This window comes from Streptomyces sp. NBC_00075 (assembly GCF_045041225.1).
In the GTDB taxonomy this organism is placed as follows: Bacteria; Actinomycetota; Actinomycetes; order Streptomycetales; family Streptomycetaceae; genus Streptomyces; species Streptomyces adonidis.
The window spans coordinates 3,453,330-3,479,584 of sequence record NZ_CP108243.1 but is presented as its reverse complement, the minus strand read 5'-3'; the positions used below and the strand labels follow the sequence as shown (position 1 = coordinate 3,479,584).

The 26,255-nt window shown below is 69.9% G+C and carries 32 protein-coding genes; 20 read left to right on the top strand and 12 right to left on the bottom strand.

The annotated features are described in order from the left end of the window. Positions 1-14 precede the first annotated feature (14 nt). The gene (locus OG787_RS14790; RefSeq protein ID WP_369035870.1) at positions 15-1,610 is read left to right on the top strand and encodes a Na+/H+ antiporter; all 1,596 of its coding nucleotides are present in this window, start codon (positions 15-17) and stop codon (positions 1,608-1,610) included. 12 nt (positions 1,611-1,622) lie between these two features. Here the strand turns inward: OG787_RS14790 and OG787_RS14785 are convergent, their stop codons facing one another. The 3 genes from OG787_RS14785 to OG787_RS14775 form a co-directional block, all read right to left on the bottom strand. Next, complete coding sequence (locus tag OG787_RS14785) at positions 1,623-2,492, bottom strand: 1-aminocyclopropane-1-carboxylate deaminase/D-cysteine desulfhydrase (RefSeq protein ID WP_405535468.1); 870 nt, start codon at positions 2,490-2,492, stop codon at positions 1,623-1,625. 168 nt (positions 2,493-2,660) lie between these two features. After that, positions 2,661-3,251 carry an N-acetylmuramoyl-L-alanine amidase gene (locus OG787_RS14780; protein ID WP_405535467.1) on the bottom strand — a complete coding sequence of 197 codons (591 nt, stop codon included), beginning with the start codon at positions 3,249-3,251 and terminating at the stop codon, positions 2,661-2,663. 117 nt (positions 3,252-3,368) lie between these two features. Then, entirely contained in the window at positions 3,369-3,602 is a 234-nt protein-coding gene (locus OG787_RS14775; protein ID WP_235474924.1) for a hypothetical protein, read from the bottom strand. Between the two features lie 295 nt (positions 3,603-3,897). On the opposite strand from OG787_RS14775, the gene OG787_RS14770 reads away from it, so the two are divergent. The 7 genes from OG787_RS14770 (at position 3,898) to OG787_RS14740 (ending at position 9,063) form a co-directional block, all read left to right on the top strand. Beyond that, a complete protein-coding gene (locus OG787_RS14770; RefSeq protein ID WP_369037602.1) occupies positions 3,898-5,304 on the top strand; it encodes a family 2B encapsulin nanocompartment shell protein in 1,407 nt (468 codons plus the stop codon). Further along, positions 5,301-6,566: a family 2 encapsulin nanocompartment cargo protein polyprenyl transferase gene (locus tag OG787_RS14765; RefSeq protein WP_405535466.1), complete on the top strand. Its 1,266-nt coding sequence runs from the start codon at positions 5,301-5,303 to the stop codon at positions 6,564-6,566. Before OG787_RS14770 ends, OG787_RS14765 begins: the two co-directional genes overlap by 4 nt. 195 nt (positions 6,567-6,761) lie before the next feature. Next, positions 6,762-7,382, top strand: coding sequence for a GNAT family N-acetyltransferase (locus OG787_RS14760; RefSeq protein ID WP_369037604.1), 621 nt, complete (start codon positions 6,762-6,764; stop codon positions 7,380-7,382). A gap of 22 nt (positions 7,383-7,404) precedes the next feature. Continuing rightward, positions 7,405-7,989 carry a dihydrofolate reductase family protein gene (locus tag OG787_RS14755; RefSeq protein ID WP_369037605.1) on the top strand — a complete coding sequence of 195 codons (585 nt, stop codon included), beginning with the start codon at positions 7,405-7,407 and terminating at the stop codon, positions 7,987-7,989. Between the two features lie 62 nt (positions 7,990-8,051). Beyond that, positions 8,052-8,267 carry a hypothetical protein gene (locus OG787_RS14750; protein WP_369037606.1) on the top strand — a complete coding sequence of 72 codons (216 nt, stop codon included), beginning with the start codon at positions 8,052-8,054 and terminating at the stop codon, positions 8,265-8,267. After that, positions 8,264-8,677, top strand: coding sequence for a YciI family protein (locus OG787_RS14745; protein ID WP_369037607.1), 414 nt, complete (start codon positions 8,264-8,266; stop codon positions 8,675-8,677). The genes OG787_RS14750 and OG787_RS14745 overlap by 4 nt, the downstream gene beginning before the upstream one ends. 44 nt (positions 8,678-8,721) lie before the next feature. Next, on the top strand, positions 8,722-9,063 hold the full coding sequence (locus OG787_RS14740) for a DUF952 domain-containing protein (RefSeq protein ID WP_369037608.1): 342 nt from the start codon (positions 8,722-8,724) through the stop codon (positions 9,061-9,063). On the opposite strand, the gene OG787_RS14735 is transcribed toward OG787_RS14740, so the two are convergent. Further along, on the bottom strand, positions 9,060-9,818 hold the full coding sequence (locus OG787_RS14735; RefSeq protein WP_405540488.1) for a VOC family protein: 759 nt from the start codon (positions 9,816-9,818) through the stop codon (positions 9,060-9,062). The genes OG787_RS14740 and OG787_RS14735 overlap by 4 nt on opposite strands. Positions 9,819-9,937: 119 nt before the next feature. On the opposite strand from OG787_RS14735, the gene OG787_RS14730 reads away from it, so the two are divergent. The 4 genes from OG787_RS14730 to OG787_RS14715 are packed head-to-tail and all read left to right on the top strand — an operon-like array spanning position 9,938 to position 13,090. Continuing rightward, positions 9,938-11,092: an anion permease gene (locus tag OG787_RS14730; protein WP_369037609.1), complete on the top strand. Its 1,155-nt coding sequence runs from the start codon at positions 9,938-9,940 to the stop codon at positions 11,090-11,092. Positions 11,093-11,108: 16 nt separating this feature from the next. Further along, positions 11,109-11,342: a hypothetical protein gene (locus OG787_RS14725; protein WP_405535465.1), complete on the top strand. Its 234-nt coding sequence runs from the start codon at positions 11,109-11,111 to the stop codon at positions 11,340-11,342. A 32-nt stretch (positions 11,343-11,374) separates the two neighbouring features. Then, positions 11,375-12,259, top strand: a complete 885-nt coding sequence (gene ppk2, locus OG787_RS14720; RefSeq protein ID WP_369037611.1) for a polyphosphate kinase 2 — start codon at positions 11,375-11,377, stop codon at positions 12,257-12,259. 27 nt (positions 12,260-12,286) lie between these two features. Further along, on the top strand, positions 12,287-13,090 hold the full coding sequence (locus OG787_RS14715) for a class I SAM-dependent methyltransferase (RefSeq protein WP_369037612.1): 804 nt from the start codon (positions 12,287-12,289) through the stop codon (positions 13,088-13,090). Positions 13,091-13,164: 74 nt separating this feature from the next. Here the strand turns inward: OG787_RS14715 and sodN are convergent, their stop codons facing one another. Next, positions 13,165-13,560 carry a superoxide dismutase, Ni gene (gene sodN, locus OG787_RS14710; protein WP_164409275.1) on the bottom strand — a complete coding sequence of 132 codons (396 nt, stop codon included), beginning with the start codon at positions 13,558-13,560 and terminating at the stop codon, positions 13,165-13,167. A 144-nt stretch (positions 13,561-13,704) separates the two neighbouring features. Between sodN and sodX the strand changes: the two genes are divergently transcribed. Then, positions 13,705-14,163: a nickel-type superoxide dismutase maturation protease gene (gene sodX, locus OG787_RS14705; RefSeq protein WP_369037613.1), complete on the top strand. Its 459-nt coding sequence runs from the start codon at positions 13,705-13,707 to the stop codon at positions 14,161-14,163. On the opposite strand, the gene OG787_RS14700 is transcribed toward sodX, so the two are convergent. Continuing rightward, a complete protein-coding gene (locus OG787_RS14700) occupies positions 14,067-14,696 on the bottom strand; it encodes a CGNR zinc finger domain-containing protein (protein WP_369037614.1) in 630 nt (209 codons plus the stop codon). The genes sodX and OG787_RS14700 overlap by 97 nt on opposite strands. A gap of 115 nt (positions 14,697-14,811) precedes the next feature. Here OG787_RS14700 and OG787_RS14695 point away from each other — a divergent pair, with 115 nt between their 5' ends. From OG787_RS14695 to OG787_RS14685, 3 genes are all read left to right on the top strand, one after another. Then, positions 14,812-15,591, top strand: a complete 780-nt coding sequence (locus tag OG787_RS14695) for a trans-aconitate 2-methyltransferase (RefSeq protein ID WP_369037615.1) — start codon at positions 14,812-14,814, stop codon at positions 15,589-15,591. Positions 15,592-15,728: 137 nt separating this feature from the next. Continuing rightward, positions 15,729-16,217: a SigE family RNA polymerase sigma factor gene (locus OG787_RS14690; protein ID WP_369037616.1), complete on the top strand. Its 489-nt coding sequence runs from the start codon at positions 15,729-15,731 to the stop codon at positions 16,215-16,217. Next, positions 16,214-17,014 carry a hypothetical protein gene (locus OG787_RS14685; RefSeq protein WP_405535464.1) on the top strand — a complete coding sequence of 267 codons (801 nt, stop codon included), beginning with the start codon at positions 16,214-16,216 and terminating at the stop codon, positions 17,012-17,014. The genes OG787_RS14690 and OG787_RS14685 overlap by 4 nt, the downstream gene beginning before the upstream one ends. A gap of 65 nt (positions 17,015-17,079) precedes the next feature. On the opposite strand, the gene OG787_RS14680 is transcribed toward OG787_RS14685, so the two are convergent. Genes OG787_RS14680 through OG787_RS14670 form a run of 3 tightly spaced genes read right to left on the bottom strand, consistent with a single transcriptional unit; the run spans position 17,080 to position 19,810 of the window. Further along, on the bottom strand, positions 17,080-17,883 hold the full coding sequence (locus OG787_RS14680; protein ID WP_369037618.1) for an amino acid ABC transporter ATP-binding protein: 804 nt from the start codon (positions 17,881-17,883) through the stop codon (positions 17,080-17,082). Positions 17,884-17,885: 2 nt separating this feature from the next. Next, complete coding sequence (locus OG787_RS14675; RefSeq protein ID WP_369037619.1) at positions 17,886-18,815, bottom strand: amino acid ABC transporter permease; 930 nt, start codon at positions 18,813-18,815, stop codon at positions 17,886-17,888. A 41-nt stretch (positions 18,816-18,856) separates the two neighbouring features. Next, a complete protein-coding gene (locus OG787_RS14670) occupies positions 18,857-19,810 on the bottom strand; it encodes an ABC transporter substrate-binding protein (protein WP_369037620.1) in 954 nt (317 codons plus the stop codon). A 650-nt stretch (positions 19,811-20,460) separates the two neighbouring features. On the opposite strand from OG787_RS14670, the gene OG787_RS14665 reads away from it, so the two are divergent. From OG787_RS14665 to OG787_RS14650, 4 genes are all read left to right on the top strand, one after another. Further along, positions 20,461-21,675: an NADP-dependent malic enzyme gene (locus tag OG787_RS14665; protein ID WP_405535463.1), complete on the top strand. Its 1,215-nt coding sequence runs from the start codon at positions 20,461-20,463 to the stop codon at positions 21,673-21,675. A gap of 320 nt (positions 21,676-21,995) precedes the next feature. Further along, entirely contained in the window at positions 21,996-22,961 is a 966-nt protein-coding gene (locus OG787_RS14660; protein WP_369036943.1) for a zinc-binding dehydrogenase, read from the top strand. Between the two features lie 133 nt (positions 22,962-23,094). Beyond that, complete coding sequence (locus tag OG787_RS14655; protein ID WP_105975866.1) at positions 23,095-23,304, top strand: helix-turn-helix domain-containing protein; 210 nt, start codon at positions 23,095-23,097, stop codon at positions 23,302-23,304. Continuing rightward, positions 23,304-23,873 carry a Clp protease N-terminal domain-containing protein gene (locus tag OG787_RS14650; RefSeq protein ID WP_369036944.1) on the top strand — a complete coding sequence of 190 codons (570 nt, stop codon included), beginning with the start codon at positions 23,304-23,306 and terminating at the stop codon, positions 23,871-23,873. Before OG787_RS14655 ends, OG787_RS14650 begins: the two co-directional genes overlap by 1 nt. Positions 23,874-23,986: 113 nt before the next feature. Here the strand turns inward: OG787_RS14650 and OG787_RS14645 are convergent, their stop codons facing one another. From OG787_RS14645 to OG787_RS14635, 3 genes are all read right to left on the bottom strand, one after another. Next, positions 23,987-24,961 carry a helix-turn-helix transcriptional regulator gene (locus OG787_RS14645; protein WP_369036945.1) on the bottom strand — a complete coding sequence of 325 codons (975 nt, stop codon included), beginning with the start codon at positions 24,959-24,961 and terminating at the stop codon, positions 23,987-23,989. A gap of 1 nt (position 24,962) precedes the next feature. Beyond that, the gene (locus OG787_RS14640) at positions 24,963-25,853 is read right to left on the bottom strand and encodes a DUF4097 domain-containing protein (RefSeq protein ID WP_369036946.1); all 891 of its coding nucleotides are present in this window, start codon (positions 25,851-25,853) and stop codon (positions 24,963-24,965) included. 135 nt (positions 25,854-25,988) lie between these two features. Then, the gene (locus OG787_RS14635) at positions 25,989-26,168 is read right to left on the bottom strand and encodes a DUF6104 family protein (RefSeq protein WP_003992906.1); all 180 of its coding nucleotides are present in this window, start codon (positions 26,166-26,168) and stop codon (positions 25,989-25,991) included. Between the last annotated feature and the right edge of the window lie 87 nt (positions 26,169-26,255).

The window sequence follows — 26,255 nt, the reverse complement described above, 5'->3', positions numbered from 1 at the left end:
TTGGGCCGAGACCGATGCACGTGATGCCACTGCTCCTGCTGGTCGCGGGCAGCGCCGCCATCGCCGCCGCGGCCCGCCGCACCCCTGTCCCGCCCCCGCTGCTGCTGGTCGCGGCCGGTCTGGTGTTCGCGTACGTCCCCGGGGTGCCCGACTACGCCCTCGACCCGCATGTCGTCCTGCCGCTGATGCTGCCGCCGCTGCTGTACACGGCGGCCGTCGACAGCTCGTACCTCGATCTGCGCGCGCAACTGCGGCCCGTGGCACTGCTGTCGGTGGGGTACGTGCTCTTCGCGACCCTCGTCGTCGGCTGGGCCGCCTATCAGATCGTGCCCGGGCTGCCGCTGACCGCCGCGCTGGTGCTCGGCGCGGTCGTGGCACCGCCGGACGCCGTCGCGGCGACGGCGATCGCCCGCCGGGTCGGGCTGCCGTCGCGGGTCACCACCATCCTCCAGGGCGAGTCCCTGGTGAACGACGCCACCGCGATCACCGCGTACCGCGTGGCCCTCGCGGCGGCCGTCGGGGAGGGCGCGACCTGGGCGGGCGGGATCGGCGAGTTCCTGCTCGCGGCGGTCGGCGGCATCGGGATCGGGCTGATCCTGATGATGCCGATCCATTGGCTGCGCACGCACCTGAAGGAAGCGCTGCTCCAGAACACCCTCTCCCTGCTGATCCCCTTCGCGGCGTACGCGGTCGCCGAGGAGGTGCACGCCTCCGGGGTCCTCGCGGTGGTGGTCGTGGCGCTCTATCTCGGACATCGCGCGTGGGAGGTCGATTTCGCGACCCGTCTCCAGGAGGAGGCGGTCTGGAAAATGGTTGCCTTCGTTCTCGAATCGGCCGTCTTCGCCCTGATCGGGCTGCAACTGCCGGTCGTCCTGGAGGGACTTGGGGCGTACGAGGGTGTCGACGCCGCCTGGTACGCGATCGCCGTCTTCCTCGTGGTGGTCGTCACCAGGTTCGCCTGGGTGTACCCCGGGACGTTCGTGCCCCGGCTGCTGTCGGCACGGATCCGGGACCGCGAACCGAACCCGACCTGGAAGGGCGCGTTCGTCATCTCCTGGGCCGGCATGCGGGGAGTCGTCTCCCTGGCCATCGCCTTCTCGATCCCGCTCACGGTGGAGGGCGGAGAGGCGTTCCCGGAACGGAACCTGGTGCTCTTCCTGACCTTCACGACGGTCATCGGCACGCTGGTCGTCCAGGGTCTGACGCTGCCCCCGCTGATCCGTCTGCTGAAGCTGCCCGGGCGTGACGCGCAGGCGGAGACGCTCGCGGAGGCGAACGCCCAGGCGCAGGCGTCCAGGGCGGCACAGCAGCGCCTGGAGGGCCTGCTGGAGGACGACCGCAACGCGCTGCCGCCCCCGCTGGCCGATCGGCTCCGGACAGTCCTGGAACGCCGCCAGAACGCCGTCTGGGAACGGCTGGGCGCGGTCAACCCCGTGACCGGCGAGACGGTGGACGACACGTACCGGCGGCTGTCCCGGGAGATGATCAGCGCGGAACGGGAGATGTTCGTGCGGCTGCGGGACGGGCGTTACATCGACGACGAGATGCTGCGAACCCTGCTGCGACGACTGGACCTGGAGGAGGCGGCCGCGTTCCGGGAGGCGGAGTGAGGGCGACGTCCGTCACGGGAACGGACGGCCGGTGATCACCGCCGCGACGGTGGTCCCGGGCGCGAACGCGCCTTCTTCCGCGAGGGCGACAAGTCCGTACAGCATCTTGGCGACATAGAGACGTTCCACAGGGACGTCGTGACGGGCCTCGAAGTCGTCGGCGAAGGCGTGCAGTTCGGGGGCCGTACGGGCATAACCGCCGAAGTGGAAACGGTGGTCGAGGGTCCAGGAGCCGCGGGGGCCGCCGAAGGCGAGGTCCTGGAGGGCCCGTATCTCCGCGTCCAGGAAGCCGCCCTTGAGGACCGGGATGCCGAGGGCGCGCTGGTCGGGGGCGAGGCCCGCGGCCAGGCCGGCGAGGGTGCCGCCGGTGCCGCAGGCGACCGCGACGACGTCGGCATGGCCGCGCAGCTCCTCGCCCAGGGCGCGGCAGCCGCGTACGGCGAGGGCGTTGCTGCCGCCTTCCGGTACGACGTACGCGTCGTCGGCGTCGGCCTCCTCGCGGATGGCGGCGAGGGTGTCGGGGTCGGTCTTGCGCCGGTAGGTCGATCTGTCGACGAAGCGCAGGCGCATGCCGTTCGCCGTGCAGTGGGCGAGGGAGGGGTTGAGGGGGCGGTCGGCGAGTTCCTGGCCCCGGACGACACCGATGGTGGGCAGGCCGAGGAGGCGGCCGGCGGTGGCTGTGGCGCGCAGGTGGTTGGAGTAGGCGCCGCCGAAGGTGAGGATCGGGCGTCCGGCGGCGGCATCCAGGTTGGGGACCAGCTTGCGCCACTTGTTGCCGACGAGGTCGGGGTGGATGAGGTCGTCGCGCTTGAGAAGCAGACGGAGGCGGTGGCGGGCGAAGCGGGGGTCGGTGAGTTCTTGGAGGGGGGTGGGGAGGGGCACAGAGCCATTTTCGCCCCCGCCGCCCCTACCCGTCCCATCCTCGGGGGCGCTGCCCCCGAACCCCCGCTCCTCAAACGCCGGAGGGGCTGAATACCCAGCCAAGGGGGGTCTGGGGGCGCAGCCCCCAGGGATGGGAACGGGTAAGGGCGGCGGGGGCGAGAGAAATCCCTACTTGAAGCGGTCCCGTACCCGTTCCCTCAGCCACTGCATGCTGAAGCCCCGTGGGTCGATCTTGCCCGGTTGCCATTCGAGGTGGCCGATGACCGACCGTTCCGTCCAGCCGTGGTGGCGGCACAGCGCCGCGGCGACCTTCTCGATGGCGTCGAGCTGGGCCGGAGGCCAGGGATCCTCGCCGTCGCCGAGGTTCTCGCACTCGAAGCCGTAGAAGTGCCGATTGCCGTCCGTGTTCGCCTCGTTGTCCGGCGGAAGGAGCTTCTCGGCGATCACCGCACGCAGCACGTCGTCGTCGCCGAGACCCGCGTGGTTGGCCCTGCCGTAGCCGACGAGGTGGACGCAGCCGTCCTTCGTGATGACGCCGTGGCACAGGGGACCGGGCAGCTCGGCGTAGCCCTCGCGGCAGAGTTCCACCGTGTGCTCGCTGCCCTCGGTCACCGTGTGATGGATCATCACGCCGTGGACCGGGCCCCAAGGGCCTTTGTGGTTGCGGTTGTGGTGGGTCCAGTCGCCGACCTCGACGACGGTGACGCCTTCCTCCCTGAGCCGGTCCAGGAAGCTGCCCGCGGACATGGGTGGGGCCATGACCGTCTCCTTACGCGCTGCGCGACGGCCACCGGTCGTGACCGCCTCATACCGCAGCTTGTACCGGAATCCCACGGTCAAGGGTGAATTGTTCGGACGGCGTGCGAGCCGATCCGGTCACTGGCGCAGGAACGCGTCCCCGTTCACCGCGATGTGACTCTCCAGGGCCTGAAGCGCCCGCTGGGTCGCGTCGGGGGAACCGCTGCCGCGCCGCTCCGCGTAGTACGCCGCGCCCAGTTTCTTGAGCAGGTCGCTGCCGGCCCGCTGGGTCTGCACCTCGTCGAGCTTCTGCTTGCCCTGCGTCAGGCCGCGCTGTGCCTGTTCCTTGGCGCGGTCCAGGAAGCCTGCCATCGGTGTCTCCTTCTTCGTCGTCCGTCAAAGGCTCAAACGGTCGGCCCGATCTTGAAGTTCCCGAAACGGAGGGAAGGAGACGGTGGAAGAGGTCTTTTCTGTTCGCCCGGTCGAACGATTTGGCGAAGAACCTCTTTGTGCCCACTCCGGAGATGATCCATTCCCGCTCATTCGTGTAATAGCACTGGCGCGTTCGGTGGGGAAGGCTGGTGCGCGCAGGCGTCCGATGCGAAGCGAACCCGAGAGGGATCAGCGCGTCGGCGCATTTAAGAGTTGACCGGGAGGGCAGTTCCTTATGTCGGTAGGCGAAGAGATCCGCACGGAGCAGGACAAGCCGCAGCAGAGTCTCGGCACATCGGCCGCGCGGAATCTGGCCACCACCACCAAGTCCGTTCCCCAGATGCAGGAGATCAGCTCGCGCTGGCTGCTGCGCATGCTCCCCTGGGTGAATGTGCAGGGTGGTACTTACCGTGTGAACCGGCGGCTCACCTACTCCGTGGGAGACGGCCGTCTGACGTTCGTGAAGACCGGTGACCGAGTGGAAGTGGTCCCCGCCGAACTGTCCGAGTTGCCGGCCCTGCGGTCCTACGAGGACGAGGAAGTGCTCACCGAACTGGCCCGGCGCTGCCAGCAGCGGGAGTTCACACCGGGTTCGGAGATCGCCTCGTTCGGCAGCCCGAACGACGAGGTGTTCCTGCTGGTCCACGGCAAGGTAGAGAAGATCGGCACGGGCCCGTACGGGGACGACGCCGAACTCGGCATGCTGGCCGACGGCGCGTACTTCGGCGACCAGGCACTGCTCGACCCCGACGCCCTCTGGGAGTACACGGCCCGCGCGGTCACCACGGTCACCGTGCTGACCCTCTCCCGGCAGCACTTCGAGCAGGTCACCGAGCGTTCCGACTCGCTGCGCGACCACCTCCAGGCCCTGCGGGCGATCCCGGAGCAGGCCGCCAACAGGTACGGCGAGAAGGAGATCGACCTCGCGGCCGGTCACGTCGGCGAGGCGGACATCCCGCGCACGTTCGTCGACTACGAGGCCAAGCCCCGCGAGTACGAACTGAGCATCGCCCAGACGGTGCTGCGCATCCACTCCCGCGTGGCCGACCTCTACAACCAGCCGATGAACCAGACGGAACAGCAGCTCCGGCTCACGGTCGAGGCCCTCAAGGAGCGCCAGGAGCACGAACTCATCAACAACCGGGAGTTCGGACTGCTCAGCAACTGCGAGTACGACCAGCGGCTCCAGCCGCACGACGGCGTGCCCAGCCCCGACGACCTGGACGAGCTGCTCAGCAGGCGGCGCGGGACCAAGTTCCTGCTCGCCCACCCGCGCGCGATCTCCGCGATCGGCCGTGAGCTGAACAAGCGCGGACTCGTCCCCGAGACGATCGACATGAGCGGCAACCGCATCCCCACCTGGCGCGGGGTGCCGATCTACCCGTGCAACAAGATCCCGGTCACCGAGGCCCGTACGACCTCGATCATCGCCATGCGTACCGGCGAGGCCGAGCAGGGGGTCATCGGGCTCCAGCAGGCCGGTATCCCGGACGAGATCGAGCCGAGCCTGTCCGTGCGGTTCATGGGCATCAACGAACAGGCGGTCATCAACTACCTGGTGACGGCCTACTACTCGGCGGCCGTCCTGGTCCCGGACGCCCTCGGCGTACTGGAGAACGTCGAGATCGGCCGCTGGCGATGACTCCGCCCCACGGCCCGGCCGAGACCACCGAGACCCTGGATCCGGAGAGGCGCAGCCCCATCGGCAGTCCGGCGGAGAGGCCTTCGGGGAGTTCACCGGAGTCCGGGGCAGGGGAACAGCCGGCCGTGGGAGCAAGTCAGGCGAACCAGTCGGGCCTGCCGAGGCCGTCGAGGCAGGCGAAGTCCCCCGTACGGGGGACGGGAGACGGGGGAGGAGCGGGGGTGTCCGGCGGAGCGGAGGGGCAGGATGCCGCCCTCATCCTGGAGCAGGCGCGGGCCGTGGTCGATCCCGCGCTGCGCGGAGCGGTCGATTCGCTGCCCGGGTCCATGCGCCGGGTCGCGCTCTACCACTTCGGGTGGGAGCACGCGGACGGCACCCCGGCGGCGGGCAACGCGGGCAAGGCGATCCGCCCGGCGCTCGTGCTGACCGCCGCCGCGGCACTCGGCGGACGGCGGGAGGCCGCCGTACGGGCCGCCGCGGCGGTGGAGCTGGTCCACAACTTCACCCTGCTGCACGACGACGTCATGGACCGGGACACCACCCGCAGACACCGGCCCACCGCCTGGACCGTCTTCGGCGACGTCGACGCGATCCTCGCCGGGGACGCCCTACAGGCCCTGGCGCTCGGGCTGCTCGCCGAGGACCCGCACCCGGCGTCCGCCACCGCCGCCGCCCGGCTCGCGTCCTGCGTGGTCGAACTGTGCGAGGGGCAGCACGCGGACACGGCCATGGAGAAACAGGGCCCCGGCGAGGTCACCCTCGCCGAGTGCCTCGCCATGGCCGAGGCCAAGACGGGCGCGCTGCTCGGCTGCGCCTGTGCCCTGGGGGCGCTGTACGCGGGCGGGTCGGCCGCGGACGTCGAGGCGATGGACGCGTTCGGCCGGGAGGCCGGGCTCGCTTTTCAGCTCATCGACGACGTGATCGGGATATGGGGGGACCCGAGCCGCACCGGCAAGCCGGCCGGGGCGGATCTGGTCGCCCGCAAGAAGTCCCTGCCCGTGGTCGCCGCACTGGCCTCCGGCACACCGGCGGCCACCGAACTCGCCGAGCTGTACGGGGTTCCGTACGACGAGAGCCAGGAAGGGGCGCTGGAGCGGACGGTGCTCGCCGTCGAACGGGCGGGCGGCCGGGACTGGGCGCAGCTCCAGGCGGCCGACCGGATGGCCCGCGCGATACATGAGCTGTCCCGCGCGGTCCCCGACCCGGAGGCGGCGGGCGGCCTGCTGTCCCTGGCCGAGTTCGTCACCCGCCGCACCACCTGAGACACACATCGCACCACCTGAGGCCCCGGAGCAACCCGTGGCGAGGTGTACGGCCCTGACTCCGTACGCCTCGCACCGGCGCTCCGGCCGGCGGGTCCCGCACATCCCCACGGTGTGCGGGCCCCGTCACAACTTCTCCACCCGTTATGCTCAACCGCCATACGAGCAACGGCGGTTGGGACAAAGGGGCGGGTCATGGGCGTGGCGATACGTACGGCGGACGAGAGAGACCGGGAGCTGGTCGTCCGGCTGCTGGACGATGCCTTCCAGGACGATCCGGTGAGCGGCTGGATCTTCCCGGACCCGGCGGACCGCCGCGTGACGCATCCGGTACTGGTGGGCGCCATCCTCGACATCGTGCTCGCCGAGGGCCGCGTCGACCTCGCCGAGGACGGTTCGGCGTGCGCCCTGTGGCTGCCCATGCCCGCCGACGGCCACCCGGAGGCCGGCGAGGGGGACGTACATGGGGACGAGGGCGACGACGCGGTCCGGTTGCGCGAGGCCATCGATCCCGACAACGAGCGCATCGAACTGCTCGTGCGGCTGACGGAGGAGATCCATCCCTCCGGAAGCGCCCACGAATACCTGTGGATGATCGCCGTCGCACCCGACAGCCAGTGCCAGGGCCTGGGGGCCGCCATCCTCCAGCACGCCCTCGACCGCTGCGACCGCGAGGGAGTGGCCGCCTACCTGGAGGCGAGCAGTGCCCGCAGCAGCAAGCTGTACGAACGGCTCGGCTTCGATCACCTCGGCAGCCCCCTCGACTTCCCCGATGGCCCCCGCATGTGGCCCATGTGGCGCGAGCCCCGGGCCTAGGCCCTGACCGAAAGAGAACGGCTTGCGAAAGCTCACCTACTTCGTCGCCTGCTCGATCGACGGCTTCATCGGGGACGAGAGCGGCGACGCCTCCTTCATGTACCCGTTCGTCGACGAGCAGTTCCTGGAGTTCCTGAAGACCGAGTACCCCGAGACGATCTCCACCGGGGGCCGCCGCGCCCTGGGCCTGGACGACCTGCCCAACCGCCGCTTCGACACGGTCGTCCAGGGCCGGGCCAGCTACGAGGTCGCCCTGAAGGAGGGCATCACCAGCCCGTACGCCCATCTGCGCGAGTACGTCGCCTCGCGCACCCTGAAGGAGTCGCCGGACCCGCGCGTCGAGATCATCGCCGCCGATCTGGTCGCCAGGGTCCGGGAACTCAAGGCGGAGGACGGCGAGCGGGACATCTACCTGTGCGGCGGCTCGCGGCTCGCGGGTGAGCTGATCGACGAGATCGACGAGCTGGTCGTCAAGACGTACCCGATCGTCCTCGGCACCGGCATGCCGATGTTCGGCTCCGGCTTCGACGTGTCGGAGTTCGTGCTCGACGAGGTGCGCCCGTTCAGGAACGGGGTGCTGGTGCGGACGTACAGCAGGAAGGGCTGAAGCGGCAGAAGAGGCCGAACCGGCGGGGAGCGCCCCGGCGGCTCCCGCAATACCCTGGGGGTATGGGCAGCGAACAGTACGACTGTCCCGTCTGCGGACAGCATGTGGCCACGGTGATCCGGCGGCACAAGACCCTGGGCGCATGGGTACCGAAGTGGGTCGCCGGGCCGTGCCGGAATCCCGAGTGCGAGGCGTACGCCGATCCGGTGGCCGAGACCGAGGCAGGCCCCGTGCGGGTGGCCCGGCCGGGGCGTTCCGAGCCGAAGGAGCGGTCATGAAGTACCTGGTGATGGTGCGCGGCACGCAGGCGGACTACGACGCCCAGAACGGCAAGGCGTCCGACGAAGGCCCCACCTGGACCGACGACGACATCCAGGCCATGTACGCGTACATGGGCGCGATCAACGCCGACCTCGCCAGAACGGGCGAGTTCCTCGACGGGAACGGCCTGGCCGAACCCGCGCGGATCCGGCACGTCACCGCCGGCAAGGACGGCGGCACGGTGATCACCGACGATCCGTACGGCGCGAGCGAGGAGCTGATGGCCGGCTACTGGCTCCTGGAGTGCGCGAGCCTGGAGCGGGTCACCGAGATCGCCGCCCGCGTCACCCGCTGCCCGGTCCCGGACGGCGTACCGGAGCATCCCGTGGAGATCCGGCCCGTCCTGGACGATCCCAGCGAGCAATGAACGGCCTGTACCGCGGTCGGGGCACGGACCCTTAGGTTGGGTTCATGCCAGAGCTGCCGTACATAGTCCACCTGACCGAACGCGCCCTCTGGGAGGAGGCCCGCGCGCGGGGCACGTACGAGATGTCGACGCGTGGACGCACCCTCCAGGAAGAGGGCTTCATCCATTTGTCGACACGCGCCCAGTTCCCGGCCGTGGCCGCCTTCCTGTACGCCTCCTACGACGGCCCCGACGACCTGGTGGTGCTGGTCGTGGACCCCGCGCGGCTCGACGCACCCCTGAGGTACGAGGCCGCGCAGCCGGGCGGCGAGGAGTTTCCGCACGTGTACGGGCCGATCCCGGTGGCGGCCGTGGTGGACGTCGAGGCGTACGAGATTCCGCGCTAGGCGGGGTCGGCTGTCGGCGTCGCCTTGGGCAGGCCGCCCGTTTCGGGGTCGCGGCCGGTCAGGCAGTACGTGCCGCCCGCCGGGTCGCGCATGACCGTCCAGTGGGTGCCGTGGGCGACGGCCGTGGCCCCCAGTTCCTCGTGGCGGGCGCGGGTCGCCGCGATGTCGGCGCAGGCCAGGTCCAGGTGGGCGGAGGCGCCGGGCCGGTCGGTGCCGAGGCGCTGGAGGAGGACGCGGACCGGGAGACCGGCCGGGGGCCTGAGGACGTGGAACTCCGGGAGCGAGCCGGGGAGGGAGTCCCAGGCGGTGAGGCGCTCCCAGAAGGCGACCTCCGTGTCGTACGCGGTCGGCGGGACGTCGACGCACACCTGGTCGAGGCGGCTGCCGTCCACCACGGCCGACCGAACCGACTCCCCGTGCCAGGGCACCGCACAGAACAACTGACCGGCGGGTGACCGCAGCACGGCCCATCCGGTGTACGCGCCGACGACGGTCGCCCCGAGCGCCGTCGCCGAGCCGACGAAGGCGTCGACGTCCTCGACGGCGAAGTCGAGATGGGCGCCGCCGTCCCCGGAGTCCACCCCCTGGACCTTGACGCAGGGGTCGCCCGCGCCCGGCAGCAGGGTCGTGAACTCGCCCTGATCGCCCCGGGATTCGGAGAGCCGGGTGTCCGTGACGGTGGTCCAGAACGACTGGGCGGGGCCGAGGAGTGCGGCGGGCCGGTCGATGAAGGCGTAGGTCCAGCGGATGCCCATACCAGTGCTCATGGGGTGATCGTAAGGTGGCGGTCGTCCACGTCACCTGCGTTTTTTCCAGGAACAGGCTTTGCCCGCAGTTCGTCGCGAATACGCCTGCGCTTGCTTCCATCGAACGCATGGACCACATCACGTTCCTGGTGGCGGTCGTCATCGTGACGGCCCTGGCCTTCGACTTCACCAACGGATTCCACGACACGGCGAACGCGATGGCCACCTCCATCGCCACCGGCGCCCTGAAACCGAAGACAGCGGTCCTGATCGCCGGAGTCCTCAACATCGTCGGCGCGTTCCTGTCCACCGAGGTCGCCAAGACGATCTCCGGCGGCATCGTCGACGACACACTCGTCAGCCCCGGGATGATCTTCGCCGGGCTGGTCGGGGCGATCCTGTGGAACCTGATGACCTGGCTGGTGGGGCTGCCGTCGAGTTCCTCGCACGCCCTGTTCGGCGGGCTGATCGGAGCGGTGTGGGTCGGCGCGGGTGCCGACGGTGTCCACTTCACCAAGGTCGTCGAGAAGGTACTGATCCCGGCGCTGGCCTCGCCGCTGGTGGCCGGAATCGCGGCCCTGATCGCGACGTACCTCGCCTACAAGCTCACCGCCCGCGCCCGCAAGGACACGGTGACCAAGGGGTTCCGGGCCGGTCAGATCGCCTCCGCCTCCCTCGTCTCCCTCGCGCACGGCACGAACGACGCGCAGAAGACCATGGGCATCATCACCCTCACCCTGATCTCCGCGGGCGCGCTCGGCCACGACGCCGGTCCGCCGGTGTGGGTGATCGCGTCGGCGGGGCTCGCCATCGGCCTCGGCACCTATCTGGGCGGCTGGCGCATCATCCGGACCATGGGCAAGGGCCTGACCGAGATCCAGTCGCCGCAGGGCTTCGCCGCCGAGACGGCGTCCACGGCCGTCATCCTCACCTCCGCCCACCTCGGCTTCGCCCTGTCGACCACCCAGGTCGCCTCGGGCAGCATCCTGGGCGCGGGCCTCGGCCGACGGCTGGCGGAGGTGCGCTGGGGTGTCGCGGGCCGCATGGTCATGGCGTGGCTGATCACCCTGCCCGCCGCCGCGCTGGTCGGCGGGGTCTCCGCGGGCGCCGTCAGGTACGGCGGCACCTTCGGCACCGTGGTCGTCGCGCTGGTCGCCGTCGCGGTCGCCGGGGGCATCGTGCTGGCCGCCCGCCGCAACCCGGTGCACGCGAACAACGTCAACGAGACCCACGAGGTCAGCATCAAGGCGTCGGCGCCGACGAGCGTCGGTACGGCCGCGTGAGCGAGGGAGAACCGAAATGAATCTGGACTGGAGCGCCCTGGGTCAGGTCGCCGCGGTGAGCCTCGGGGTCACCGTCGCCGTGGTCGTCGTCTTCGCCGTCGGGGTCCTTGGACTCGCCCGGGTCGAGGGCGCGCGTGAGAATGACGGTGGTACGCACGCGCTCGCGTTCGCCCAGGCCGGGCTGTGCTTCGTGGCGTGCGCCGCCGTGGTCGCGTACGGCATCTATCTGATCGTGCCGCAGTTCCACTGACCGCTGATGTCGATGCACGGGAGGCCGACGGGATGACACCACTGATGTCCGGACTGAAGGTCGACTACAGCGACCACGACGAGCCCGTCCTCATCCGGCCGGACGGTTCTCCGGTCGAGACCTGGCGGGAGAACTACCCCTACCCCGAGCGCATGGAGCGCAAGGAGTACGAGTGGCACAAGCGGCTCCAGCAGATCGAACTGCTGAAGTTGCAGAGCTGGATCAAGCAGACCGGCCGCCGCCTGGTCGTCGTCTTCGAGGGCCGGGACGCGGCCGGCAAGGGCGGCACGATCAAGCGGTTCACGGAGCACCTGAACCCGCGTGGCGCCCGCGTGGTCGCCCTGGAGAAGCCCACCGAACGCGAACGCGGCCAGTGGTACTTCCAGCGGTACGTCGAACACCTGCCGACCGCCGGCGAGATAGTCCTGTTCGACCGCTCCTGGTACAACCGGGCAGGTGTGGAACGGGTCATGGGCTTCTGTACGGACGACGAGTACCGCCGCTTCACCCGCCAGGCCCCGCTGTTCGAACGCATGCTCGTCGACGACGGCGTCGACCTGATCAAGTTCTGGTTCTCGGTCTCCCAGAGCGAACAGCGCACCCGTTTCACGATCCGTCAGGTCGACCCCGTACGGCAGTGGAAGCTGAGCCCCATGGACCTCGCCTCCCTGGACCGCTGGGACGACTACACGGCGGCCAAGGTCGCCATGTTCCGCGAGACGGACACCGAACAGGCGCCCTGGACGGTGGTGAAGAGCAACGACAAGAAGCGGGCGCGGGTCGAGGCGATGCGCAGTGTGCTGGCCCGCTTCGACTACACGGGCAAGGACGAGGAGGTCGTCGGCAGCCCGGACCCGAGCATCGTGGGCGCGGCGGCGAACCTGCTGGAGGCGGGCGAGGACGACGAGGGCATGTGAACCGCCCACGGTGGGGATGCCTCCGACGTGACCGAACCCGCCGCAGCCACCGACCGGACCCGCCTCGCCGAGAGCGCCTACGGCAGCGACCGGCACCTGGCCGCCCGCCAGGCGCTCTACCGGTGGCAGACGCCCCGCCATGACCTGCCCGCCATCGCCGCCGGGCAACTGCGTGACGTACGCGGACGCGTGGTCGACGTCGGCTGCGGCAACGGCAGGTTCGTACAGCGGCTGCGCGAGGAGCGGCCCGCGCACACCGTGCTGGGCCTGGACATCGCGCCCGGCATCCTCGCCGGCGTCCCCGGCCCGGTCGCCGTGGCAGATGTCACACGGCTGCCGCTGGCTTCGGGAAGCGCCGGGGCGGCGCTGGCGATGCACATGCTCTACCACGTACCCGACATTCCGCAGGCGGTACGGGAGTTGGCCCGGGTCGTCGCCCCCGACGGGCTGGTGATCGCCTCGACCAACGGCGAGCGGGACAAGGCCGAACTCGACGACCTGTGGCAGCGGGCCGCGAGCGATGTGCTCGGCACCGGGCAGGAACCGGTCCGGTTCTCGATCGGCGCCCGCTTCTCCCTGGAGAACGCCCCGGGCTTCCTCGGGGAGCGGTTCGGCCGGGTGGAGACGATCGAACTCCCCAGCACCGTCGCCGTCCACGACCCCGAACCGGTCGTCGCCTACCTGGCGTCCTACCGGGCCTGGGCGGACCAGTACGACGTGCCCTTCGACGAGACCGTCGAGCGGGCCCGGACCCTCGTCACCGAACACCTCGCCCGGCACGGTGTGTTCGAGGTCGGCTGCCGGGCGGGGATCCTCGTGTGCCGGCGTTGAGGGGGCTCAGGCGGTCGGAGGGCAGCGAAAAGGGCCGGTCCGTATCGACCGGCCCTCTTCGGTGAAGGCCCGCATCAGGCCTTCTTGGTCTCCCAGAAGATCTTGTCGATCTGGGCGATGTAGTCCAGGGCCTTCTGGCCCGTCGCCGGGTCGGTCGACGCCTTGGCGGCCGAGAGGGCCTTCAGGGTGTCGTTGACCAGCTGGTGCAGCTCCGGGTACTTCTCGAAGTGCGGCGGCTTGAAGTAGTCGCTCCACAGGACCGACACGTGGTGCTTGGCGAGCTCTGCGCGCTGCTCCTTGATGACGGTGGCACGCGCCTGGAAGTGCGGGTCGTCGTTGGCGGCAATCTTGTCCTGCACGGCCTTCACCGACTCCGCCTCGATGCGGGCCTGGGCGGGGTCGTACACACCGCAGGGCAGGTCGCAGTGGGCGCTGACCTTGACCTTGGGGGCAAACAGGCGGGAAAGCATGGAGCGTTCCTTCCTCGTGATCGTCTTCTCAGGTTGGACATTACTCCCTGAGAGAGGGGTTTTCGCGAGTGCCCCCATGGGCTTAGGACAAAAGTAGGGGGTCAGACTGGGACTGGTGGAGGATGGAACCGGGGAGGTGCCGGGATGCCGGAGCTGTCGCAGGAGAGCGCACACGGGAGTGAGCGCGGGAGTGAGCACGGAGAGGCCGCGAAGCTCTTCGGATGGGTCGAGGTGACCGGGCCGTCGATGGTGCCCACGCTGTATCACGGCGATTTTCTCGTGGTGCGCTACGGGGGCCGGGTCAGGGCCGGGGAGATCGTCGTCCTGCGCCATCCGTTCCAGCAGGACCTGCTGGTCGTCAAACGGGCCGTGGAGCGCCGTGAGGGCGGTTGGTGGGTGCTCGGGGACAACTCCTTCGCCGGCGGCGACAGCACCGACTACGGGACCGTGCCGCACGATCTGATCCTGGGCCGGGTCCGGTTCCGCTACCGGCCGCTGAAGCCCGGTCAGCGCTCGCCGCTGGCGCTGCTGCGCTGGGCGCTCTCGGCCGCGAGGCCCGTCTTCTCGGACCGGTCCGCCTCCAGGCGTTTGCGGGCGCGGTAGGCGGCCACGTTGGCCCGGGTCGCGCAGCGGTCGGAGCAGTAACGGCGGGAGCGGTTCGTCGAGGTGTCGAGGTAGGCGTTGCGGCAGGGCGGCGCCTCGCACAGGCCCAGGCGGTCCACGCCGTACTCGGTGAGGTGGAAGGCCAGGCCCATCGCGGCGATGGCCGCGTAGCCCGCGGTCGCGTTCGACGGGTGGTCGGCGAGGTGCATGTGCCACAGCGGGCGGCCGTCGTCGTCCCGGAAGTCGTGCCCGGAGATCTGCGGGCTCACCGGGAACTCCAGCAGGAGCGAGTTCAGCAGGTCCACCGAGAGCGTCTCGTCGCCCGTGTCCGCCGCCTCGAAGACGGCGCGCAGCCGGGCCCGTACCGAGCGGAACCGGGTCACGTCGGCGTCGGTGGCGCGGCGGGCGGCCTGCTGGTTGGCGCCGAAGAGGTCGCGCACCGCGTCGGTCGAGGTCAACGTGTCCCTTCCGCGCGCCGGTTCCTCGGTGTTGACGAGACGCACGGCGTAGTCCGAGTAATAGGCCAGTTCCACTTGTAGTCCTTACGGGCGCGTTCTATGGTCGTCGGTGTGGGCGGAAGTAACGGCTGACATTGCTTCCAGGGTATTACGCATGAGTTCAAAGTGAGCGGCCGACCGAGGGGCTTCGATGACCATCAGTACTGGCAGCACTGGTACAAACGCCGGAACCGACTGGAATGCCTGGCAGGAGAGCTGGGATCGGCAGCAGGAGTGGTACCTGCCGGACCGCGAGGAACGGTTTCGGGTCATGCTCGACATGGTCGAGGCCCTCGTCGGCCCCGCCCCGCGCGTGCTCGACCTCGCGTGCGGCACGGGAAGTATCACGGCCCGGCTCCTCGACCGGTTCCCCGAGGCCACCAGCACCGGCGTCGACCTCGACCCGGCGCTCCTCGCCATCGCCGAGGGCACCTTCGCGGGCGACGACCGCGTCACCTTCGTCACGGCCGACCTCAAGGACCCGCAGTGGGCCGGCGGGCTGCCGTACGACTCGTACGACGCCGTCCTGACCGCCACCGCCCTGCACTGGCTGCACAGCGACCCCCTCGCGGACCTCTACGGCCGGATCGCGGAGGTCGTCCGCGACGGCGGTCTGTTCATGAACGCGGACCACATGATCGACGACAGCACGCCCCGGATCAACGCGGCGGAGCGCGCACTGCGCCACGCACGTATGGATCAGGCCAAACAGAACGGCGTCGTCGACTGGGCGCAATGGTGGCAGCTCGCCGCCCAGGACCCCGTCCTCGCCGGGCCGACGGCCCGCCGCTTCGAGATCTACGGCGAGCACGCGGAAGGCGACACACCCTCCGCCGAGTGGCACGCGCGCGTGCTGCGCGACAAGGGGTTCGCGGAGGTGCGTCCCGTATGGTGCTCGCCCTCGGACACCCTGCTGCTCGCCCTCAGGTAACCCCGGCGGCGCGTGCGGTGGAGGCGGTACGGAGAATCCGTACCGCCTTTTCCGTGCGCACCGCGTCCTGGGCGGGTCCCCGGCGCACTGGTAGGGGTGAGGCGGTCCCCGACCAGGGGGCCGGGAAGGGGGGAAGGATGATGCGGGGCGCGGACGCGACTCTGCACGCCTTCGTGGAGGGCAGACGCACGGCGCTGTTCCGGAGCGCCTATCTGCTCTGCGGCAACCGCGAGGAGGCCGAGGATCTCGTCCAGACGACGCTCGTGAAGGTCGTCCTCGGGGCGCGCAGATACGGGCGGCTGGACAACCTCGAGGCCTATGCGCGCCGGACGCTGGTCAACACGTTCATCGCGGGGCGCCGGCGCTTCTGGCGGCGCGAACACGCGTACGGCGAACTGCCGGAGACGCCCGCCGAGCCGGCGGACAACGACACGGGGCTGATGGTGCGCGCGGCGCTGGCGAAGCTCGCGCCCAAGCAGCGGGCGGTGCTGGTGCTGCGCTACTGGGAGGACCTCAGTGTCAACGACACGGCGGACCTGCTCGGCATGCGGGTGAGCACGGTGAAGAGCCACACGGCCAGGGGAATCGCGGCGATGCGGGCCGCGGTGCGGGAGGAGCACGTATGAGCACCGACATCGACGAGGTCGAGACCTGGCTGGAGGGGCGGGAGCTTCTCGGACGGGCCGTGGGCGGGGTCCCCGTGCCCACGGGGGGCGGCACGGAGGCGGTGTTCGCGCGTGCGGCGCGGGTGCGGCGGCGACGGTGGGGCGCGGTGACGGTCGTCGCGGCGGTCGGGGTCGCGGTGGGTGTGGTGGCCGGGCCCGGGTGGCTGACGTACGACAAGGGCGGTGGCCGCGCCGCGAACACGGGGACGATCAAGCCCCCCGGCCGGGCCACCGCCCTGGCGGCCGAGTTCGCGAAGCTGCTGCCCGCCGGTGTCGGGGCGATCCGTGAAGTGGACATGGACTACGTCCTGTTCCGGGAGCCGGAGCATGCGGAGGCCGGACCCTTCGGCAAGTACGACGGCTCCTACACGGTCACCAGGGACGGCGGTGTCGGGTACCTCCGGGTCATCAACCGGTTCAGCAAGGCTCCGAGCGCGAGCTGGAAGACTCCCTGTTCGATTCCGGGCAAGGAGGACGGGCAGGAGTGCACCTTCGAGAGGCTGCCGAACGGCAACGTCCTCGAAGTCCGGAAGGGCTGGAACCACCTCAGCGTCTTCATGGACAAGCGCCGCACCTGGGGTGAGTACCTCATCGCCACGCTCTACCTGAAGACCGGCGGCACGGTCGAGGTCCACGACACCACCGGCTTCACGGGCAGGTACTCACTGGGGCCGCTGCTCAGGACCGCGCCGCTGACCAAGAGCCAGCTGCGTGAACTGACGCTCACACCCGAGCTGTTGAAGACGAGGAACAGTTAGGACAACGCGGAAGGGGCGGTACGAGGATCTCGTACCGCCCCTTCCGTACGTACCCGTACGTCGTCTCAGAGGACCTTGGACAGGAACGACTGGGTCCGCTCGTGCTGCGGGTTCGTCAGGACGTCGCGCGGGTTGCCCGACTCCACGACCACGCCGTCGTCCATGAAGACCAGGCTGTCGCCCACCTCGCGGGCGAAGCCCATCTCGTGGGTGACGACGATCATCGTCATACCGGACTCGGCCAGGTCGCGCATGACGTCGAGGACGTCACCGACCAGCTCCGGGTCCAGGGCCGAGGTCGGCTCGTCGAACAGCATCAGCTTCGGGTCCATGGCCAGGGCCCGGGCGATGGCGACTCGCTGCTGCTGGCCGCCGGAGAGCTGCGTGGGGTAGTTGGCGGCCTTGTCGGCCAGGCCCACGCGCTCCAGGAGCTGGCCCGCGCGCTCACGGGCCTGCGCCTTGCTGACGCCCTTGACCTGGACGGGCGCCTCGATGACGTTCTCCAGCGCCGTCATGTGCGGGAACAGGTTGAAGCGCTGGAACACCATGCCGATGTCCCGGCGCTTCAGCGCGACCTCGCTGTCCTTCAGCTCGTACAGCTTGTCGCCCTTCTGGCGGTAGCCGACCAGCTCCCCGTCGACGTACAGGCGCCCCGCGTTGACCTTCTCCAGGTGGTTGATGCACCGGAGGAACGTCGACTTGCCCGACCCCGAGGGGCCGATGAGGCAGAACACCTCGCCGGACCTCACCTCCAGGTCGATGCCCTTCAGGACCTCGACGGGGCCGAAGGACTTGTGCACGCCCTCCGCCTTGACCATCGCGACGGCTTCGGAGCCGGAAGGCTCGTTCGTGACCTTTTCCGTGCTCATGGTCAGCGCCTCCAGCTTCCGAGCGACTTCAGGTTCGCCTTGATCTTCTGCAACGGCGTGGCCGGAAGCGAACGGCTGGAACCGCGCGCGTAGTACCGCTCGATGTAGTACTGGCCGACGCTGAGGATCGAGGTGAGGATCAGGTACCAGGCCGCGGCGAGGAAGTACATCTCCACCGGGGCGCCGGACGTCTGCCCGATGTCCTGGGCGTAGCGGAACAGTTCGGCGAACTGCACCACGGACACCAGCGAGGTCGTCTTCAGCATGTTGATGACCTCGTTGCCCGTGGGCGGCACGATCACGCGCATCGCCTGCGGGATCACGATCCGGCGCAGGGTCTTGGCGTGGCTCATGCCCAGGGCGTGCGAGGCCTCGGTCTGGCCCTCGTCGACCGACAGGAGGCCGGCGCGGCAGATCTCCGCCATGTAGGCGGCCTCGTTCAGGCCCAGGCCCAGGAGCGCCGTCAGCAGCGGCGTCATGAAGCTGGACCAGTAGTCCTTGTAGATCGGACCGAGGTTGATGTACGTGAAGACCAGGCCCAGGTTGAACCAGACGACCAGCTGGACCAGGACCGGGGTGCCGCGGAAGAACCAGATGTAGAACCAGGCGATGGTCGAGGTCACCGGGTTCTTCGACAGCCGCATGACGGCGAGCAGGATGCCGCCGAAGATGCCGATCAGCATCGAGAGGACCGTCAGCAGCAGGGTCTTCCAGACACCGGTGATGATGCGGTCGTCGAAGAAGTAGTCCGGTACGGCGCCCCAGTTGATGTTGCCCTGGGCGAACGCGTAGATGATCGCGACGAAGAGCGCGATCGCGATCAGGGCCGAGACGTACCGCCCGTAGTGCCGGACCGGGATGGCCTTGATGGCCTCCGGTCCGGCCGGGGGAGTGTCCGCCGGTCCTGTCGTCTTGTCGGTGTCAACAGTCACGGATGTTGCCTTTCAGCGCCCGTAGCTTCCGCGAGCCCGGGTCACTTGCCGCCGTTGACGGTGGCCGACGTCACGGCGCCGTCCTCGACGCCCCACTTGGCGACGATCTTGCCGTACTCGCCGTTCTTGATGATCGCGTCGAGCGCGGCCTTCAGGGCGTCCCGCAGCTCCGTGTTGGTCTTGGCGACCGCGATGCCGTACGGGGCCGCCTCGACCTGCTCGCCGACGACCTGGAAGTCGTTGCCGCCGCCCGAGGTCTTCACCGCGTACGCCGTGACCGGGAAGTCGGAGGAGCCGGCGTCCGCGCCGCCCGCGCGCACCCGGGTCTGGGCCTGCTGGTCGTTGTCGTACGACTCGATGGTGATCTTCTTGCCACCCGTGCACTTCGCCGTCTCGGCCTTGGCGAGGTCCTCGGAGACCGTGCCGCGCTGCACCGCGATCTTCTTGCCGCACAGGTCGGACCAGCTCTTGATGCCCTGGTCGTCGCCCTTCTTGGTGTAGATCGAGACACCGGCGGTGAAGTAGTCGACGAAGTCGACGCCCTCGCCGACCTTCTTGCCGTTCTCGGTGCCCTCCTGGCGGTCCTTGGTGTCGGTCATCGCGGACATGGCGATGTCGTACCGCTTGGAGCGCAGACCCGTGATCAGGGTGTCGAAGGTGCCGTTCTGGAACTCGAACTTCACGCCGAGCTGCTTGCCCATGGCGTCCGCGAGGTCCGGGTCGATACCGACGGTCTTGCCGGAGTCGTCCTTGAACTCGACGGGCGCGTACGCGATGTCCGAGCCGACCGTGATGACGCCCTTGTCCCGGATCGCCTGGGGGAGCTTGTCGGCCAGCGGGGCCGAACTCGTCGAGGCGGTGGCCGAGCCGTTGTCCTTGTCCTTGGTCTGGTCACCGCACCCGGTGAGCAGCAGGGCGCCCGCGACCGCGATCGCACCGACCGCTGCTAGCCGGTTCTGCGCGGCGGTCGTACGAAGGGTGGAGCTTGCGGTCATGGTGGGTTCCTCCGGCGGATGGATGGTGTGCCATTGGGGCCGGTGTCCGCCCAGGTGGGGCGGACGGTCCGGCGGGTCGACTTGTGTGCACGCATCTTTGAGTGTCGCGACCTTGTGTGATTACGGCATCTTGCCATTCGGACGGAGGCATTCTGACGACCGGCTATGTCAAAATCGGATAACGGGTGACCCTCGTGAGCGTCAGGTCGGTGCATCAGAGCCGGACCTTCCCGGATCTTCTACGGGAATCATTCGTTCCGGCCGGAAGATCTTCGGTGTATCTCGCCAGGTGAGCGGCTGTTGCCATCCGCACGTACATCCGTATGGACGGCCGCCCGAGGACTCCGTCCGGCCCATGACCCGACCCGACTCGCTTCTCGATTTGATCGATCATGTCCGGGTATGCGGCCGTGTGTGGTGATAAGCCATGTCACCCACGTGTGACCTTCGACTTATAGGGGTCGTCGTCGGTGTCCTCCGTCCGGTAAGAAGGTTCTTTACACCCCTCATCCGGGGCTCAGGGCGCGTGTGCGGCGCGTCCGTCGCGCTTGTGCCCGTGCGCATCACTCACCGGGGCCTCGCGCGGTGCCCGCCCACCCCTCACCAGGAGTGGTCACCCTCAAACCTTGAAGACTTAAGGGGTACAAAAAGTGGCAGCGGAGATCGTCAATCCTCGCAGCGACATCAACATCGGCACCGGCGGCGACGCCGGTGAGTTCGACCCGGCGTTCGCTCTCCACCGGGGCGGCAAGATGGCCGTGCAGGCCACCGTGCCCATCCGTGACAAGGACGACCTGTCCCTCGCGTACACACCCGGTGTGGCCCGGGTGTGCACCGCCATCGCCGAGCAGCCCGACCTCGTCAACGACTACACCTGGAAGTCGTCCGTCGTCGCGGTCGTGACGGACGGTACGGCGGTGCTCGGACTCGGGGACATCGGTCCCGAGGCGTCCCTTCCGGTGATGGAGGGCAAGGCGATCCTGTTCAAGCAGTTCGGCGGCGTGGACGCGGTCCCGATCGCGCTGGCCTGCACGGGCGTGGACGAGATCGTCGAGACCGTGGTCCGGCTGGCGCCGTCCTTCGGCGGGGTCAACCTGGAGGACATCTCGGCGCCGCGGTGCTTCGAGATCGAGCGGCAGCTCCAGGAGCGGCTGGACATCCCCGTCTTCCACGACGACCAGCACGGCACGGCCGTCGTGACGCTGGCGGCGCTGCGCAACGCGGCGCGGCTCACCGGGCGGGAGCTGGGCGAGCTGCGGGGTGTCATCTCGGGCGCGGGCGCGGCCGGGGTCGCCATCGCCAAGTTCCTCCTTGAGGCGGGCCTCGGCGATGTCGCCGTCGCCGACCGCAAGGGCATCGTCTCGCTGGACCGGGACGACCTCACGCCGGTCAAGCGCGAGCTGGCCGAGCTGACGAACCGGGCGGGGCTGAGCGGGTCGCTCGAGTCCGCGCTCGCCGGCGCGGACGTCTTCATCGGGGTCTCCGGCGGTACGGTCCCGGAGGCGGCGGTGGCTTCCATGGCGGACGGCGCGTTCGTGTTCGCGATGGCCAACCCGGACCCCGAGGTGCACCCGGATGTGGCGCACAAGTACGCGGCGGTCGTCGCCACCGGGCGGTCCGACTTCCCGAACCAGATCAACAACGTGCTGGCGTTTCCGGGGATCTTCGCGGGGGCGTTGCAGGTGCGGGCGTCCCGGATCACGGAGGGGATGAAGATCGCGGCGGCGGATGCGTTGGCTGCGGTGGTGGGTGAGGACCTTGCCGCCGACTACGTGATCCCGTCGCCGTTCGACGAGCGGGTTGCTCCGGCGGTCACCGCGGCGGTTGCCGCGGCGGCTCGGGCGGAGGGGGTCGCTCGACGCTGAGCGCGAGCGACTCGGGTGTTGGGGGTGGTCCCGTCCGGCTTCGGCTGTGGCGGGGCCATTCTTTTTCGCCCCCGCCGCCCCTACCCGTTCCCATCCCTGGGGGCTGCGCCCCCAGACCCCCCTTTGTCCTCAAACGCCGGACGGGCTGGACAGTCAGCCCCTTGGGGGTCCCCCCTCTGGGGGAGTTTGAGGAGCGGGGGTTCGGGGGCGGAGCCCCCGAGGATGGGACGGGTAGGGGCGGCGGGGGCGAAATCAACAGGGCGTGTGTCACAGGGGCGTGCCGTTCCCCCCGGCGGCGCCCGGCCCCTATCGTCAGCTTCATGTTCGCTGCCTACGCCGCCCGCATCGACCCCGACCACCCGCTCGACGGGCTGGAGTTGGGCGACCGCCCAGCCCCGGAGGCGCGCCCCGGCTGGGCGACCGTCGACGTCAGGGCCGCCTCGCTCAACCACCACGACCTGTGGTCCCTGCGCGGAGTCGGCCTCCCCGAGGACCGGCTCCCGATGATCCTCGGCTGCGACGCCGCCGGCGTCGACGCGGACGGCAACGAGGTCGTCCTGCACTCCGTCATCGGCCAGACGGGTCATGGCGTCGGTCCCAAAGAGCCCCGTTCCATCCTTACCGAGCGCTACCAGGGGACCTTCGCCGAGCAGGTCGCCGTACCCGCGTGGAACGTCCTGCCCAAGCCCAAGGAGCTGTCCTTCGCCGAGGCCGCCTGTCTGCCCACCGCCTGGCTGACCGCGTACCGCATGCTCTTCACCAACGCGGGCGTACGCCCCGGCGACTCGGTGCTCGTCCAGGGCGCCGGCGGCGGTGTCGCGACCGCCGCGATCGTGCTCGGCAAGGCGGCGGGCCTGCGTGTCTTCGCCACCAGCCGGGACGAGGCCAAGCGGAAGCGGGCCATCGAGCTGGGCGCCGTCGAGGCGGTCGAGTCCGGGGCGCGGCTGCCGCAGCGCGTGGACGCCGTGATCGAGACGGTCGGCGCGGCCACCTGGTCGCACTCGGTCAAGTCGCTGCGGCCCGGCGGCACGCTCGTCATCTCGGGCGCCACCAGCGGCGACCGCCCCTCGCACGCCGAACTGACCCGCATCTTCTTCCTCGAACTCAAGGTCGTCGGCTCGACCATGGGCACCAAGGACGAGCTGGAGGACCTGCTGTCCTTCTGCGCCGCCACCGGCGTACGCCCCGTCATCGACGAGGTGCTCCCGCTGGACCGGGCCCGCGAGGGCTTCGAACGCCTTGAGTCCGGCGATCTCTTCGGCAAGATCGTTCTCAGTACCTCCTGATCGTCGTCCACTGGCTTCGTGCCTCCTTCGTCTGCGGCGGGTCCGGCTTTCCGGGTCCGCCGTTCGCGTGTTCGCCCGACTTGAGTTGTCAACTTGGGTTGACATGGCGCATGCGTCAACCTATGTTGACAACATGACCGAAGCAACAGATCTCGCCGAGCGCGCGGGCGACCGCGACCCGCGGGTCGGGCTGCGGGCCGTCTCCGCGCTGCGGAAGCTGGTCGAGCAGTTGGAGGCCGTGCAGGTGCGCGGTGCGCGCAATCAGGGCTGGTCGTGGCAGGAGATCGCCGCGGAACTGGGTGTCAGCAGGCAGGCCGTGCACAAGAAATACGGGAGGCAGTGATGTTCGAACGGTTCACGAACGATGCGCGCGCCGTGGTGCGGGGTGCCGTCGAGCACTCCGAGCGCGTCGGCGGCCGGTCCGTCGACGCCGAGCACCTGCTGCTCGCGCTGCTCGACCGCGAGGCGAGCCGGGCCTCCTTCGCGCTGGCCTCGCTCGGGCTCGCCGCCGACCGCAAGGAGCCGGTGAAGGCCGCCCTCGCCGACGCCCGGCGCCGCGCCGGACTGTCCCAGGCCGAGGCGGACGCCCTCGCCGGGCTAGGTATCGACGTGTCCGACCTCGTCTCCCGGGTCGAGGAGGTGCACGGCGTAGGCGCGATGTCCGGCGACCGCAAGGACACGGGCTGGTGGTCGGGGCGCCGTGCCTTCAGCCGGGACGCCAAGGAGGTGCTGGAGAGGTGTCTGCGCATCGCGGTGGCCCACCGGGACCGCCGGATCGGCGACGAGCACATCCTCCTCGCCCTCACGGCCCGCCCCGGCGTCCCGTCGGAGGTCCTCGCCGATCAGGGAGTCACGTACGAGGCCCTGAGCCGTGTGCTGTACGGCGGGGGCGAGGCGAAGGCCGCCGGCTGAGGGGCTCTGGGCGACGGGCTCTGGCCGACGGGCTCGGGGTGGCGGGCTCGGAGTGGCGGGCTCGGGGTGAGGCCCGTCGGGCGGGTGCCCTGCGGGCCCCGTCCCTCTCCCGCTCACACCTTCGGGGTTCGCAGTGCCGCCCCCACCAGCGCCGCCGCCGCCGACAAGTGGCCGCGGATCTCCTGGAGTTGGGGTTCCGTGACGCCGTGGTCGCGGGCCGAGTCGCGGATGTCGTCGCGGAAGCGGTCGAGGAGGCGGTCGAGGTCGCGGGCCGGGTTGCCGGTGGACTCCTCGTGGGCCCAGGACGGTTCGTAGCCGGCCGGGAAGTCCGGGGGAGTGTCCGTGTACGTCGGTTCGTGCTCCGGTGCCGGTGCCGTGGTGGTTGTCGTGCCGCTGGGGCGGGGGAAGCCGAAGCCCTTGCCGAACTCGCCGAACTCCTTGGCCAGTTCGGTCAGGCCCTCCCGGACCCCCGTCGGCCAGTCGCCCCGCGTGAAGTGGTCCTGGACCTGTTCCTGGACGCGCCTCGCGATGCGCTGCACCTCTTCCTGGGCCTGGGCGCGGGCGTGTTCCTGGGCCTCCTTGGCCTGGCGCCTGGCCCGCTGGGCCTCCTCACGTGCCCGGCGGCTCTCGTCCTTCGCGCGGCGGGCCTGCTCCTTCCACTCCTGCTTGATGCGCCGCATCTCCTCCGCGCCGGAGTCCTTGCGGGCCTCGCTCGCCGCCGCGCGCACCTCCCTGCGCAGATCGCCCGCCGCGCCCCGGACGTCGGCCCGGATCTCGGCGGCCAGTTCGGCGACCGACTCGCGGATCTCCAGTTCCAGGTCGGCCAGTTCGCCGCTGCGGTCGGCCAGTTCGGCGCGGCCCGCGTCCGTGATGGAGTACACCTTGCGGCCGCCCTCGGTGGTGTGGGTGACCAGGCCTTCGGCCTCCAGCTTGGCCAGGCGGGGGTACACCGTGCCCGCCGACGGCGCGTACAGCCCCTGGAAGCGCTCCTCCAGGAGGCGGATCACCTCGTAGCCGTGGCGGGGGGCCTCGTCCAGCAGCTTCAGCAGGTAGAGACGCAGACGGCCGTGGGCGAAGACGGGGGGCATGTCAGAGCACCTTCTTGTTCGCGAGGTCTGTCGGGCCGGAATTGTCCCCAGGGGCGGTCCGGTCCGTCGAATCGTCCTCCCGCTGGGGGCGGCGGAGCAGGGCGATCGAGCCGGAGACCGTCGTCGCGCGCAGCTTGCCCGTGCCCGCGCCCAGCCGGCCCGTGACGCGGTGGGCGCCCCACTGGCCGTGGACACGGAGGCCGTCGAAGGCGTTCGAGATCGTGCCGCTCGCCGTGTTCGCCTCGACCTCGGCGTCCGCCGGATGCGGGAGCCGGATGGCGATCTCGCCCGAGACGTTCGTCAGCCGCACGTCCGTCGGGCCCTCCGGGTCCAGGTCGACGATCATCGAGCCGCTCACCGAGTCGGCGCGCACGGAGGGCCCGGAGCCCTCGACGACGGTGAGGTCGCCGGAGACTGAGTTGAAGCGCAGATCGCCGGTGACCGCCTGGGCCTCCAGGCTGCCCGAGACCGTGTCGGCGCGGACCGGGCCGGAGAGACCGACGAGTGTCGTGTCGCCCGTGACGCCCTTCACCACCGTCGGCCCGTCGACCCCCGAGACCACGGCGCCCGCGCCGACCACGCCCACCTCCACGCGGGTGCCGGCCGGGACGGCCAGGGACACCACCGCGTTGCGTTGCCAGCCCTTGCGGTCCAGCCACTTGAGGAAGCCCTTCCAGGGCAGGTCCTCGTACGCCACCGTCAGGACGCCGTCCTCCTGGGTCACCACCAGGGGTGGGCCCTGGATCTCGGAGACCTCCAGACGGGCGGCTCCCTCGTCCGTACCCACCACGTTCACCGTGCCGTTGACGATGCGTACGTGCAGGCCTGTGACGGGCTCGTCGAAGGTGAGTTTGCCGGGCTCTTTGACGGACCACTCGGACGTCGTGGACATGGTGCGGACCCCCTGGGCACATGGACACAGCGCGACGCGCCATATCGCGTCTTCTGTATTCACGATATATCGCGGTCACGGAAAGTCAAGACACCCGTTCGGGGGAGACCGCACTCAAGACACCCGTGTCGAGACCTACTCGTCGTCCTCGTCGTCCAGCCGTGCCAGCCAGGTCGCCAGGCGCTCCACCGGCACCTCGAAGTCGGGATTGAGGTCGACGAAGGTCCGCAGCTGCTCCGCGAGCCACTCGAAGGTGACCTCCTCCTCGCCGCGCCGCTTCTCCAGCTCTTCGATGCCTCGGTCGGTGAAATACACGGGTGTTCTCCTGCGGGGGCCGTTGACGCTTGTCCCCCCAGGTTATGCGGACCCATCGACGGGCCCCGCCTCGCCGGAACCTCGCGA

Excerpts from the sequence above, each read along its gene's own strand:
- OG787_RS14780 (WP_405535467.1), bottom strand. The coding sequence starts at position 3,251 with ATGGCCCCACCCATGTCCGCGGGCAGCTTCCTGGACCGGCTCAGGGAG.
- ppk2 (WP_369037611.1), top strand. The coding sequence starts at position 11,375 with ATGACACCACTGATGTCCGGACTGAAGGTCGACTACAGCGACCACGAC.
- OG787_RS14645 (WP_369036945.1), bottom strand. The coding sequence starts at position 24,961 with ATGCCCCCCGTCTTCGCCCACGGCCGTCTGCGTCTCTACCTGCTGAAG.
- OG787_RS14740 (WP_369037608.1), top strand. The coding sequence starts at position 8,722 with ATGCCAGAGCTGCCGTACATAGTCCACCTGACCGAACGCGCCCTCTGG.
- OG787_RS14770 (WP_369037602.1), top strand. The coding sequence starts at position 3,898 with ATGTCGGTAGGCGAAGAGATCCGCACGGAGCAGGACAAGCCGCAGCAG.
- OG787_RS14690 (WP_369037616.1), top strand. The coding sequence starts at position 15,729 with ATGATGCGGGGCGCGGACGCGACTCTGCACGCCTTCGTGGAGGGCAGA.
- OG787_RS14760 (WP_369037604.1), top strand. The coding sequence starts at position 6,762 with ATGGGCGTGGCGATACGTACGGCGGACGAGAGAGACCGGGAGCTGGTC.
- OG787_RS14670 (WP_369037620.1), bottom strand. The coding sequence starts at position 19,810 with ATGACCGCAAGCTCCACCCTTCGTACGACCGCCGCGCAGAACCGGCTA.
- OG787_RS14775 (WP_235474924.1), bottom strand. The coding sequence starts at position 3,602 with ATGGCAGGCTTCCTGGACCGCGCCAAGGAACAGGCACAGCGCGGCCTG.
- OG787_RS14650 (WP_369036944.1), top strand. The coding sequence starts at position 23,304 with ATGTTCGAACGGTTCACGAACGATGCGCGCGCCGTGGTGCGGGGTGCC.
- OG787_RS14680 (WP_369037618.1), bottom strand. The coding sequence starts at position 17,883 with ATGAGCACGGAAAAGGTCACGAACGAGCCTTCCGGCTCCGAAGCCGTC.
- OG787_RS14725 (WP_405535465.1), top strand. The coding sequence starts at position 11,109 with ATGAATCTGGACTGGAGCGCCCTGGGTCAGGTCGCCGCGGTGAGCCTC.
- OG787_RS14750 (WP_369037606.1), top strand. The coding sequence starts at position 8,052 with ATGGGCAGCGAACAGTACGACTGTCCCGTCTGCGGACAGCATGTGGCC.
- OG787_RS14655 (WP_105975866.1), top strand. The coding sequence starts at position 23,095 with ATGACCGAAGCAACAGATCTCGCCGAGCGCGCGGGCGACCGCGACCCG.
- OG787_RS14685 (WP_405535464.1), top strand. The coding sequence starts at position 16,214 with ATGAGCACCGACATCGACGAGGTCGAGACCTGGCTGGAGGGGCGGGAG.
- OG787_RS14745 (WP_369037607.1), top strand. The coding sequence starts at position 8,264 with ATGAAGTACCTGGTGATGGTGCGCGGCACGCAGGCGGACTACGACGCC.
- OG787_RS14790 (WP_369035870.1), top strand. The coding sequence starts at position 15 with ATGCACGTGATGCCACTGCTCCTGCTGGTCGCGGGCAGCGCCGCCATC.
- sodN (WP_164409275.1), bottom strand. The coding sequence starts at position 13,560 with ATGCTTTCCCGCCTGTTTGCCCCCAAGGTCAAGGTCAGCGCCCACTGC.
- OG787_RS14765 (WP_405535466.1), top strand. The coding sequence starts at position 5,301 with ATGACTCCGCCCCACGGCCCGGCCGAGACCACCGAGACCCTGGATCCG.
- OG787_RS14660 (WP_369036943.1), top strand. The coding sequence starts at position 21,996 with ATGTTCGCTGCCTACGCCGCCCGCATCGACCCCGACCACCCGCTCGAC.
- sodX (WP_369037613.1), top strand. The coding sequence starts at position 13,705 with ATGCCGGAGCTGTCGCAGGAGAGCGCACACGGGAGTGAGCGCGGGAGT.
- OG787_RS14640 (WP_369036946.1), bottom strand. The coding sequence starts at position 25,853 with ATGTCCACGACGTCCGAGTGGTCCGTCAAAGAGCCCGGCAAACTCACC.
- OG787_RS14735 (WP_405540488.1), bottom strand. The coding sequence starts at position 9,818 with ATGGGCATCCGCTGGACCTACGCCTTCATCGACCGGCCCGCCGCACTC.
- OG787_RS14730 (WP_369037609.1), top strand. The coding sequence starts at position 9,938 with ATGGACCACATCACGTTCCTGGTGGCGGTCGTCATCGTGACGGCCCTG.
- OG787_RS14695 (WP_369037615.1), top strand. The coding sequence starts at position 14,812 with ATGACCATCAGTACTGGCAGCACTGGTACAAACGCCGGAACCGACTGG.